This is a genomic window from Intrasporangium sp. (assembly GCF_035280925.1).
Taxonomy (GTDB): Bacteria; Actinomycetota; Actinomycetes; order Actinomycetales; family Dermatophilaceae; genus Intrasporangium.
Map to the genome: position 1 here is coordinate 1 of NZ_DATEEY010000153.1, position 9,778 is coordinate 9,778.

A 9,778-nucleotide genomic window follows, 5' to 3' on the forward strand; every position below is an offset into this window, starting at 1 on the left:
CGAAACATGTTGTCACCTTTCGTCGGTCGCTCCAGTACACGCCATCCCGCGACTGATGTCACCAGTCAGCGGATGTGGAAGATCTCGACGGTGTGAGGGGTGTCCACCAGAGTGTGCGGAGCGAGGGCGTGGTAGGCCCAGACGTGGACCCAGGCGTTGCCAGTGCGGACTGTCAGGTAGGCCTTGATCATCCCGGGACCGAAGTAGGTGAACAGCAGGAAGATGGTCGACAGGATCGCGTTCGCCGGTGAGTCGAACAGCGTCCACGAGTCCCAGACGTGGAGGGCGGCATAGGTGACTCCGCCGAGGACCACCGTGCCGAGGGTCGAGCCGGTGAGCCGCAGGTAGCGCGGGACGAGGATGGCGTAGATGAACACCATGGCAGGGAGCACCGCGCCGGCCAGGTAGAGCACGAACGTTGCCGCTGCGCCCAGCGCCAGCTGCGACGTGGTCAGCTCGAAGGTGCCCGGCCCCAGGGTGAACAGCTGAAAGGCTGTCTCGACGGCCAGCACCGCGAGGATCACGAGCGCATCGTTGCGCCGATCCGTCGACCGCAGGTTCAGTGCGAGCGCCGCGTAGCGCCGACGGAAGAACAGCAATGGCGCGACGGCGTAGACGGCGAGGTTGTAGACGGCCCAAGTGACCGCCTCGACCGGCCCGACATTGTCGTGCGTCGCGTGCAGGCTCCCCGCAAGGTGCAGCCCGAAGGACTGCCACCCGAGCGACCGCGCCAGCAGGAACCCGCCAGCGAGGCCAAGGACCCCGTAGCCCAGTAACAGAAGCGTCTCGCGCTGCGCGATGCTTCGTCCCGGAGCTCGGGCGAGCAGGTCAGGAGCCACTCGTCCTCGAGTGATGACGCGGACCAGCGCCATGAGGGCGAACACCTGGAGCAGAGCGAGGTTGGCGTCGAGCAGCTGCGCCTCGACGGAGGGCGAGGTGGCGTTGGGCCACTCGAACGGCAACGGGCCGTCCGTCACGAGGAGGACCCAGGCGTTGGCAGCCAGCCATCCGGCGGCGGCGATGCGTGCCCACCGGTCGTGCAGCATCCGGCGCCACCATCGGGCCGGCGGGTGTGGCGGGGGACCAGCAGTGTTGGAGACCCGGGGGTCGACAGCAGTCACGGCGCTTCCTTCCCTGGTTTGGTAGCACGACTGTGCTATAAACCGAAAGTAGCACGGTTGTGTTATAACGACTAGATGCCGAAGATGGTGGATCCGATCGAGCGACGCCGCGAGCTCGCCCAAGCCGTCTGGCGCGTCGTCCTGCGCGATGGACTCGACCGCGCCTCGGTGCGGGAGGTGGCACGAGAAGCCGGGGTGTCCATGGGCTCACTTCGGCACTACTTCGGCAGCCAGTCGGAGCTGTTGCGCTTTGCGATGGGGATGGTCATCGATCGCATCGAGGAACGGGTGGCCGCTCTCCAGCTCCCGGACGATCCAGCGGAGGCGGTTTCGACCGTTCTCGCCGAGCTGCTGCCCTTGGACTGCGAGCGCAGGACGGAGAACGAGGTGTGGCTCGCCTTCACCGCGCGCGCCCTCGTCGATCCGGAGCTGCGCGTGTTGCGCGACGAGGCATACGACCGCCTGCGGGGGGCGTGCGAACGGTGGATCAGCATGCTCCTTGCTCCGGACCTTCCACGCGAGGACGTCGATCTGGAGTCAGAGCGCCTCTTTGCACTGCTGGACGGGCTCGCCGTGCACGCCGCGATGCGGCCCCAGTCCCCGGACCGTCTCCTCGCGGTCCTCACGCACCACCTCGCGCAGGTCAGTGAGCAGATGAGGCGGACCTGATGGACATTCCTGCAGGTCGCCAGTACCGAAGGACCTAAGTCCCTGCGGAGTGGGGCCGCTCAGACTTACCGTCAAAGCATGAGAACCAAGGCATTGCTGGCGGTTGCGGCCATGACCCTCGGCGCCCTCCTGCCCGCTGCGACCGTTGCAGCCACGTCGAAGGCGGCCGTGCAGCCGACCGCGGCACCCAGCGCGACCGTCCCCGCGGCTTCGACCGCGGTGGAAGCGGCCACCACGGTGCGGATGGTCGACGTCCTCGCGCGTGACGAAGCCGGCCAGATGATCCTCTACCGCGGGAACGGCAAGGGCAGCTGGATCACGCCGTACCTCAAGGTCGGCAGCGGCTGGGGCGGCTTCACGAAGATCCTCGGCCCGGGGGACTTCTCAGGCGACGGCAAGGTCGACGTCCTCGCGACGAACGCCGACGGCAAGCTGTATCTCTACCGGGGCAACGGCAAGGGTGGCTGGCTCTCGCCCTACCCCCAGATCGGCAGCGGCTGGGGCAGCTTCACGAACATCCTCGGGCCGGGCGACTTCTCCGGCGACGGCAGCGTCGACGTCCTCGCGACGAGCGCCGCGGGCAGGCTGATTCTCTACCGCGGCAACGGCAGGGGCGGCTGGAGCACCCCCTACACGGATCTCGGCGGCGGCTGGGGCTCGCTCACCGCCGTGCTCGGCCCGGGCGACTTCAACGGTGACGGCAGGGTCGACATCCTGGCGCGGGACGGGGACGGCAGGCTCTGGCTCTACCGTGGCAACGGCACGGGCGGCATCACCTGGCCGAAGGTCCAGGTCGGCAGCGGCTGGGGCGGGTTCACGGCTCTGGTCACTCCGGGCGACTTCTCGGGCGACGGCAAGGTGGACCTCCTGGCGCGGGACGCGGACGGCAGGCTCTGGCTCTACCGTGGCAGCGGCACCGGTGGCTGGTACTCGGGTCGTGTCCAGGTCGGCAGTGGCTGGGGCGGCCTGGACCCGGTCTTCGGGCCCGGGGACTTCAACGGTGACGGCGGCACCGGCACTCCCGTCGACTGCGCGAGGGTGTCCTGCGTGGCGCTGACCTTCGACGACGGCCCGGACTCCCCGACCAGCCGCCTGGTCGACACCCTCATCAGCACCAGTACGCCGGCCACGTTCTTCGTCATCGGCAACAAGATCTCGTCCAGGGTCTCGGTGACCCAGAAGCAGCACCGCTACGGGTTCCCGGTGGAGAACCACACGTGGTCCCACCCGGACCTGGCCACGCTGAGCCTCTCCGGTCAGCGCTCCCAGGTGACCCAGGCTGATGACGCCATCGCCGCGGCCGGGGTGCCTCGCAGTACGCTGCTGCGGCCGCCGTACGGCTCGTGGAACAGCAACACCCGCCAGCTCGGCAAGCCGCTCATCCTGTGGTCGGTCGACCCGAGGGACTGGGACGGCCGCACGGCGAGCGAGATCCGCAGTCACGTCGTGAGCAACGCGCGCGCGGGGTCGATCGTCCTGATGCACGACCGGGTGTCGGCCACGGCTGACGCGGTGCCGGGCATCATCTCCGACCTGCGCGCAAAGGGGTTCACCCTCGTCACGGTGGAGACGCTCGTGCCGGGGATGGGGCCGGGCGACATCGTCTACAGTCGCGGCAACGTGGTCGACTCGAGCGTCGCCGTGAGCGAGCGCAACGGCATGCTTGTCGCGCCCGACGGACGCGTCGTCGGTCCCGCTCTCGTGGACGAGGCGCCCTTCAAGTAGACGGGCACTCATTGAGCCGTATGCCGCTGAGCCAGCTCAGCGGCATACGGCTGGGTCCTGTTCTGGCTCAGTCGGGGTCATGCTGAGTCGGGGGCAGGTGCGGGATGCTCGTCGTTCTCGACGCTGCGCCAGGTCGTGATCGCGGACCAGGCGACGGCGGCGAAGGGGACGGCGAGGATCGCCCCGATGATGCCGGCCGAGATCGTCCCCGCGGACAGCGCGAGCAGGACGGCGAGGGGATGCAGCGACAGGGTCTTGCCGAGGACGTAGGGGGAGAGCACGTCGCCCTCGAGCTGGTTGACGACGATGACGACAGCGACCAGGACGAGGGCAGCGACGACGCCGTTGCTCACGAGCGCGATCAGCGCGGCAAGGGTGCCTGCGGCCGTCGCGCCGAGCAGCGGGATGAACGCCCCGATGAACACGACGATGGCGATCGGCAGGGCCAGCGGGACGCCGAGGATGGCGACCGCGCTCCCGATGATGACGGCCTCGACGAGCGCGATGAGGGCGGTGCCGCGGACGTAGCCGCCGAGGGTCGAGACGGCCTCTTCCGCCACCCGGTCGAACCGTTTGGCATGGCGGTCGGGGAGCAGCTCGTCGCGGAGGAAGGACCAGATGCGCGCGCCGTCCTTGAGCAGGAAGTAGAGCAGGACGAGGCCGAGGAAGATGCCCGCGAGGATCTCGATGACCAGGGTGGCCCCGGTGAGGATGGATCGGCCCTGCGGACCCGCGAGCACCTCTCCGGCCCGGTTCCAGAGGTCGTCCAACCGCTCACGGTCGAGGCCCAGTGGAGACTCGGCCAGGAAGCGTTCGAGCTCCTGCACACCTTGCCGTGCCCCCTCGGCGAGCTCGCCCCACTGGTCCCGCGCCGCTCGCGCAACCGCCCAGACGAGGCCGCCGAGCACGGCAAAGCCGGTGAGGAGGGTGGCCCAGACGGAAGGTGCCCGCGGCAGGCCACGACGGTTGAGCCAGCTCACGATCGGGCTGGCCGCCGCAGCGATGAGGACCGCGATGAGGAGGGGCACGACGACCAGGCGCAGCTGCACGCCCACCCAGACGACGACGACGGCCAGGCTGAGCACCACGAGGGCCTGGAGGCTGCGGATCGAGGCGCGACCCAGCCGGTCCTGCCACGGTCCGGTCCGGGTCCTCGGGGACTGCGGCGGTGCGTTCATGGCGGAACTCTTCCACAGGGAGTCGACTACCCGTCGACGAGCAGTCCGCGGAGCGGCCCCTGGAGCCGGTCCGTCCGCCGGGACACGTGCTCGAGCAGCCTGAGCCGGTGCGTGGGAGGGAGCCCGTCGTGGTGGCGGCGGACCTGGTCCTGCGCGATCCGGCGCCAGACCTCGTCGATGACGGTGTGCGGGTCGCCGGCGACGGCCTCCCTGGGCTGCTCGGTGTGCTCGGACCACAGCCGCAGCCGCGTGTCGCGGGCCAGGTCCGGGTCACAGGTGAGCACGTTCATCTCGGTGTCGTTGAAGAGGGAGTGCTCGTTGAGGTTGGCCGAGCCGATGGTGAGCCACCGGTCGTCGATGATGCCGACCTTGGCGTGCACGTAGACCGGCGCGGAGCTGCCCTGGTCGTGCGCGGAGATCGTGGTGGCGAGCAGCCGGCCCGACCCACGCGATCCACTGTCGGCCTCGAGCAGCCGACCGAGCTGGCCCCGCGTCGTGTCGGCTCCGGTGGTCGGCCGGGCAGGCAGCAGCAGGAGCAGTCGGAAGTCTTCGGTGGGCGGATGGGCGAGCTTGTCGGCGAGGATGTCGACGACCTCCGGCGACCAGAGGAACTGGTTCTCGAGGTAGATGAACCGCTCGGCGGCGGTCAAGGCGTGCAGGTAGGCCCCGAGGATGGTGAACTCGCCGCGGGGCGCGAACGTGTAGACCTGCTCGGGCACCGTCCGGAGCACCTGCACCTCGACGTCGCCGGCGGGTGGTGGCGGGGCAGGCTGCGCGAGGTGGTCGGTCGTGACGTCGTTCCAGCGGTGCACGAAGTGCCGGGCCACGTCCGCGACCGCGGGCCCACGGAGGCGCACCGCCACGTCGTGCCACCCGAGCGGGTCGCGGGGCGGGTGGCTGTCCTCGTCGTGGCGGTCGGCCTGGAGGGAGGTGAGGTCGATCCCGCCGACGAACGCGAGGTTCCCGTCGACGACGACGATCTTCTCGTGGTGGCAGTGGAGGGTGCGCTCACGCCTGTCCAGTGCGCACTCGACCAGGCTGTCCCGGACGAACTCGTCGCGAGCGCGCCTGACCATCTGGCGCGTCGGCCGGAACGCCGGCACCGGCGGTCCGGCCCAAAGGAGCAGGCGGACCGGGACGCGCTGGGCGACCTCGGCGAGGAGGTCACGCAAGGGGGTCGCCCCGTCACCACGGCTGAGCTCGAAGCCCGGCTCGGCGTGCCACCCTGCGATGTGGACGTACTCCCGCGCGCCGCGAATGGCCGACTCGATCTGGGGCAGGGCAGCCGCGCCGTCGATGAGGACGTCGACGCTGTTGCCCCGCCGGACCGGGGCGCGGGTCGACCACCACGCCGGCTCCTCCGGCACGGAGAGGGCATCGGTCCAACCGAGGTTGCCGAGGCGCCGAAGGTGGTGGCGGCGCAGGACGGCCTCGAGTCCGTCGCCCAGCTTGGCGTCCAGCCGGCCCAGCCGCGATGACAGGTCCATGCCTGCATCGTCGCGCATCTCGGTGGCAAACGGGGTTCGCGAACATCGAGGTGCCTAGGCTCGGTGGGAGTGCAGGCTCCCGGAGGAGATGAGCGACATGACACGGGTGGAGGAAGTGCTGGCGGGCATGGACGCCACGCGCGCCTGGCAGGAGGAGCTCTACCGAGACCTGCACGCTCATCCCGAGCTGAGCTCCCATGAGGTGCGTACCTCCGCCGAGGTCGCCGACCGTCTCACGGCCTTCCGCTACGACGTCCGGCGCGTCGGGGGTGGGGTCGTGGGCGTCCTGGCAAACGGGCCGGGGCAGACGGTCCTCGCGCGTGCCGACATGGATGCGCTGCCGGTGACCGAGCTGACCGACCTGCCCTATGCCTCGAAGGTCACCGCCGTGGACGAGTCGGGCGGCACCGTCGGCGTCTCGCACGCCTGCGGGCACGACGTCCACGTCACCTGCCTGCTCGGTGCCGCCGCCGCTCTTGCCGGCGCCCGCGAGGCCTGGAGCGGCACCTTCATCGCGCTCTTCCAGCCGGCCGAGGAGACCGGCGCCGGCGCCCGCGGCATGGTCGACGACGGCCTGACCGACAAGATCCCCCGACCGGACGTCGCGTTCGCGCAGCACGTGCTCGGCCACGAGGCCGGAGTGGTCGGCACGCAGGCCGGCCCGGCCCTGTCGGCAGGCGACAGCGTCAGGATCGCGGTGCACGGCAAGGGATCCCACGGCTCCATGCCGCATCTTGGTGTCGATCCTGTGGTCCTCGCCGCCTCCATCGTGCTGCGGCTGCAGACGATCGTCGCGCGGGAGACCCGGCCGGGTGAGTTCGCCGTGGTCACCGTCGGCAGCAGCACCGCCGGGACCAAGAGCAACATCATCCCCGACCGCGCCGTCCTGCTCGTCAACATCCGGACCTACGACGAGACGGTCCGGCAGCGGGTCATCGCCGGCATCGAGCGGATCGTCCGGGCCGAGTGCTTGGCGTCCGGGTCGCCAGCGCCGCCGACGTTCGAGTACTACGACCAGTTCCCGCTCACCGACAACGACGCGGAGGTCACTGCGAAGGTCAGCGGGGCCTTCCGATCGCACTTCGGCGAATCCCGGGTCATCGAGCTGGGCCGGGTCACCGCGAGCGAGGACTTCAGTCGGCTCCCCGACGCGTTCGGGACGCCCTACACCTACTGGGGCCTGGGTGGCTTCGGTCCGGGCCAGCCGTTGTATCCCAACCACTCCCCGTATTTCGCACCGACCCTGCAGCCGACGCTGACCGCCGGCACCGAGGCCCTGATCGTCGCGACGCTGGCCTACCTCGGCCAGGCGGCGTGACGGGTCCGGCCTCTTGAGTCAGGCGCGCGGGACCCAGCGCTCACCGAGCTCGGCATCCGTCGGCGGTGGTCCGGGCAATGGCGGGGGGCCTCCACGTGGGCGCCTGGCCCGCATCGCCTCGAGCTGGAGCGCGAGGTAGCGGCGGCGGAGCACGATGGTCCGCTCGGCATCACGGACGCGGATGGCGGTGGCCTGCTCGAGGATCATGGCGACGTCGTTCGCGACGAGTCCCGGTCGGAGGGCACCGGAGTCGTGGGCGCGGTCGAAGACCTCGGAACCCAACGAAATAGCCCGCTCCGCAAGGGCGCCCAGCTCCTGGGTCGGGGTGAAGCTGCCAGCCAGCCGGACCGTCAGGGCATGCACGTCCTCGTCGACGATCTCGGTGATGAACGCGACGAACCCCTGCCACGGGTCGGCGCCGCTCGCGAGGGTGCGCTCCGCCGCCGCGATGTAGCGGTCGAGGCCCTCCGCGCACAGGCTGGCGAGCATGGCCTCCTTGCTGGCATAGCGCCGATAGAGCGCACTGATGCCGACGCCCGCCTCGCTGGCCACCGCCGCGATGGGTGCGGACGGGTCTCGGAGGAACACGGTGCGGGCCGCGTCGAGGATCAACGCGTCGTTGCGAGCGGCCTGGGCCTTCCGGCCCGGCAGTGCAGCGGGTGCGGCGGGTGCGGCGGGTGCGGCGGTCATGTCGGCCATCCTAGGGGTTGTGCGGAACGGATCATTCCGTTACTGTAGAACGGAACGCTCTATTCCGTTCCATTCCACAGGGAGAAGCCATGAGCAGCACCGAGGCCAAACCGCCGATCCAGCCCTTCACGGTCGAGGTTCCGCAGGCCGACATCGACGACGTCAAGGACCGGCTGGCGAGGGCCCGCTGGACCGACGAGATCGAGGGGTCGGAGACGTCGTACGGCGTCCCGCTGGCCCGGGTCCGCGAGCTGGCCGACCACTGGCGCACCAGCTTCGACTGGCGCGCCGTCGAGGCCCGGCTCAACGCCTACCCGCAGTTCACGACGACGATCGACGGCCAGAACGTCCACTTCATCCACGCCCGTTCCGCACGCGAGGGCGGGATCCCGCTCGTCCTCACCCACGGCTGGCCCGGGTCCGTCCTCGAGTACCTCGACGTCATCGAGCCCCTGACCGAGGCCGGCTTCGACCTCATCATCCCCTCGATCCCCGGTTACGGGTTCTCCGGGCCGACGACCGAGTCCGGCTGGGACAACGTCCGGATCGCACGGGCCTGGGTCGAGCTGATGAGCCGCCTGGGCTACGAGCGTTACGGGGCGATGGGCAACGACGCCGGCTCGATGATCTCCCCGGAGGTGGGACGCCTGGACCCCGAGCACTGCATCGGCGTCCACGTGACGCAGCTGTTCTCCTTCCCCACGGGAGACCCGTCGGAGATGGAGGGCCTCACCGAGGACGAGCAGGCCGCGCTGGACGTCCTGACCTGGTTCTGGGAGAACATCGGCGCCTTCAACGTGCTCCAGTCCCAGGCGCCGCAGACCCTCGCCTTCGGGCTCGCCGACTCACCGGTTGCCTTGCTCGCGTGGAACTCCCAGCTCATGCTCGACCAGGACGACGACTTCCTCGTCGGCAACGTCGCGACGTACTGGTTCACCGGCACCGCCGGTTCCTCGATCCGGCTCTACCGGGAGAACCACCTGGCCCAGCACCGGCCGACGAGCCCGACCACGGTGCCCACTGCTCTCTCGTCCTGGGGCAACGACTTCCGATCGATCCGGCGGTTCGCCGAGCGGGACCACGCCGACATCCGGATGTGGCGGCTTCGCGACGGCGGCGGGCACTACGCCGCGCACAACGACACGGCCGTCCTCGTCGGTGACGTCGTCGAGTTCTTCACCAGCCTCTGAGACGGTGCGGGCTCCCGAGGTGCCTCGACCTCGGGAGCCAGCTCAGCGGCATACGGCTCGGGCGCCTCGGGCAACAACCCCTGAGCCAGAGACATCACGCACCGTCCAAGCGCGGCACCGGCCGTCGCGTGGGATGGGCTCGCCTCGTTAGCAGGCCTTCCGTCGTGGGTAGACGGGATGTGGTGGAGCTCGAGCAGCGGCTTTGCATTCATCCGACCGGGTCGACCCGGTCCGGCGTCTCGGCTTCCGCATCATCGGCACCGTGCCCGAGGCATTCGACGACCCCGAGCACGGGCTGGTGGGGCTGCACGTCATGTACCTCCCGCTCAGGGACCGAGCGGGATAGCTCCGCCTGCGCGAGGGCACGTCGCCACAGTGGGTTGCACATGCGTCAACGGTA

At 70.0% G+C, this 9,778-nt stretch carries 8 protein-coding genes and 1 pseudogene; 5 read left to right on the forward strand and 4 right to left on the reverse strand.

Going from position 1 to position 9,778, the window contains the following annotated elements; genetic code table 11:
* Positions 1–65 precede the first annotated feature (65 nt).
* The gene (locus tag VJN29_RS14030; protein ID WP_324144250.1) at positions 66–1,121 is read right to left on the reverse strand and encodes a hypothetical protein; all 1,056 of its coding nucleotides are present in this window, start codon (positions 1,119–1,121) and stop codon (positions 66–68) included.
* Between the two features lie 75 nt (positions 1,122–1,196).
* On the opposite strand from VJN29_RS14030, the gene VJN29_RS14035 reads away from it, so the two are divergent.
* Both VJN29_RS14035 and VJN29_RS14040 read left to right on the forward strand, forming a co-directional pair.
* Entirely contained in the window at positions 1,197–1,790 is a 594-nt protein-coding gene (locus VJN29_RS14035; protein ID WP_324144251.1) for a TetR/AcrR family transcriptional regulator, read from the forward strand.
* Between the two features lie 78 nt (positions 1,791–1,868).
* Positions 1,869–3,515 carry an FG-GAP-like repeat-containing protein gene (locus VJN29_RS14040; protein WP_324144252.1) on the forward strand — a complete coding sequence of 549 codons (1,647 nt, stop codon included), beginning with the start codon at positions 1,869–1,871 and terminating at the stop codon, positions 3,513–3,515.
* A 77-nt stretch (positions 3,516–3,592) separates the two neighbouring features.
* Here VJN29_RS14040 and VJN29_RS14045 read toward each other — a convergent pair whose 3' ends face one another.
* Positions 3,593–4,693, reverse strand: coding sequence for an AI-2E family transporter (locus tag VJN29_RS14045; protein WP_324144253.1), 1,101 nt, complete (start codon positions 4,691–4,693; stop codon positions 3,593–3,595).
* A 26-nt stretch (positions 4,694–4,719) separates the two neighbouring features.
* Complete coding sequence (locus VJN29_RS14050; protein WP_324144254.1) at positions 4,720–6,180, reverse strand: phospholipase D family protein; 1,461 nt, start codon at positions 6,178–6,180, stop codon at positions 4,720–4,722.
* Positions 6,181–6,277: 97 nt separating this feature from the next.
* Here VJN29_RS14050 and VJN29_RS14055 point away from each other — a divergent pair, with 97 nt between their 5' ends.
* Positions 6,278–7,498 carry an amidohydrolase gene (locus tag VJN29_RS14055; protein WP_324144255.1) on the forward strand — a complete coding sequence of 407 codons (1,221 nt, stop codon included), beginning with the start codon at positions 6,278–6,280 and terminating at the stop codon, positions 7,496–7,498.
* Between the two features lie 18 nt (positions 7,499–7,516).
* Here the strand turns inward: VJN29_RS14055 and VJN29_RS14060 are convergent, their stop codons facing one another.
* Complete coding sequence (locus tag VJN29_RS14060) at positions 7,517–8,188, reverse strand: helix-turn-helix domain-containing protein (RefSeq protein ID WP_324144256.1); 672 nt, start codon at positions 8,186–8,188, stop codon at positions 7,517–7,519.
* An 89-nt stretch (positions 8,189–8,277) separates the two neighbouring features.
* Between VJN29_RS14060 and VJN29_RS14065 the strand changes: the two genes are divergently transcribed.
* Together VJN29_RS14065 and VJN29_RS14070 are read left to right on the forward strand one after the other, a co-directional pair.
* Positions 8,278–9,378, forward strand: a complete 1,101-nt coding sequence (locus VJN29_RS14065) for an epoxide hydrolase (protein WP_324144257.1) — start codon at positions 8,278–8,280, stop codon at positions 9,376–9,378.
* Between the two features lie 238 nt (positions 9,379–9,616).
* Positions 9,617–9,724 (forward strand): annotated as a pseudogene (locus VJN29_RS14070) (GNAT family N-acetyltransferase); the annotation flags it as partial.
* Between the last annotated feature and the right edge of the window lie 54 nt (positions 9,725–9,778).

What these genes read in the sequence shown, in the direction of transcription:
- VJN29_RS14035 (WP_324144251.1), top strand. Translation starts at nt 1,197, where the DNA reads ATGCCGAAGATGGTGGATCCGATCGAGCGACGCCGCGAGCTCGCCCAA.
- VJN29_RS14055 (WP_324144255.1), top strand. Translation starts at nt 6,278, where the DNA reads ATGACACGGGTGGAGGAAGTGCTGGCGGGCATGGACGCCACGCGCGCC.
- VJN29_RS14045 (WP_324144253.1), bottom strand. Translation starts at nt 4,693, where the DNA reads ATGAACGCACCGCCGCAGTCCCCGAGGACCCGGACCGGACCGTGGCAG.
- VJN29_RS14065 (WP_324144257.1), top strand. Translation starts at nt 8,278, where the DNA reads ATGAGCAGCACCGAGGCCAAACCGCCGATCCAGCCCTTCACGGTCGAG.
- VJN29_RS14040 (WP_324144252.1), top strand. Translation starts at nt 1,869, where the DNA reads ATGAGAACCAAGGCATTGCTGGCGGTTGCGGCCATGACCCTCGGCGCC.
- VJN29_RS14050 (WP_324144254.1), bottom strand. Translation starts at nt 6,180, where the DNA reads ATGGACCTGTCATCGCGGCTGGGCCGGCTGGACGCCAAGCTGGGCGAC.
- VJN29_RS14060 (WP_324144256.1), bottom strand. Translation starts at nt 8,188, where the DNA reads ATGACCGCCGCACCCGCCGCACCCGCCGCACCCGCTGCACTGCCGGGC.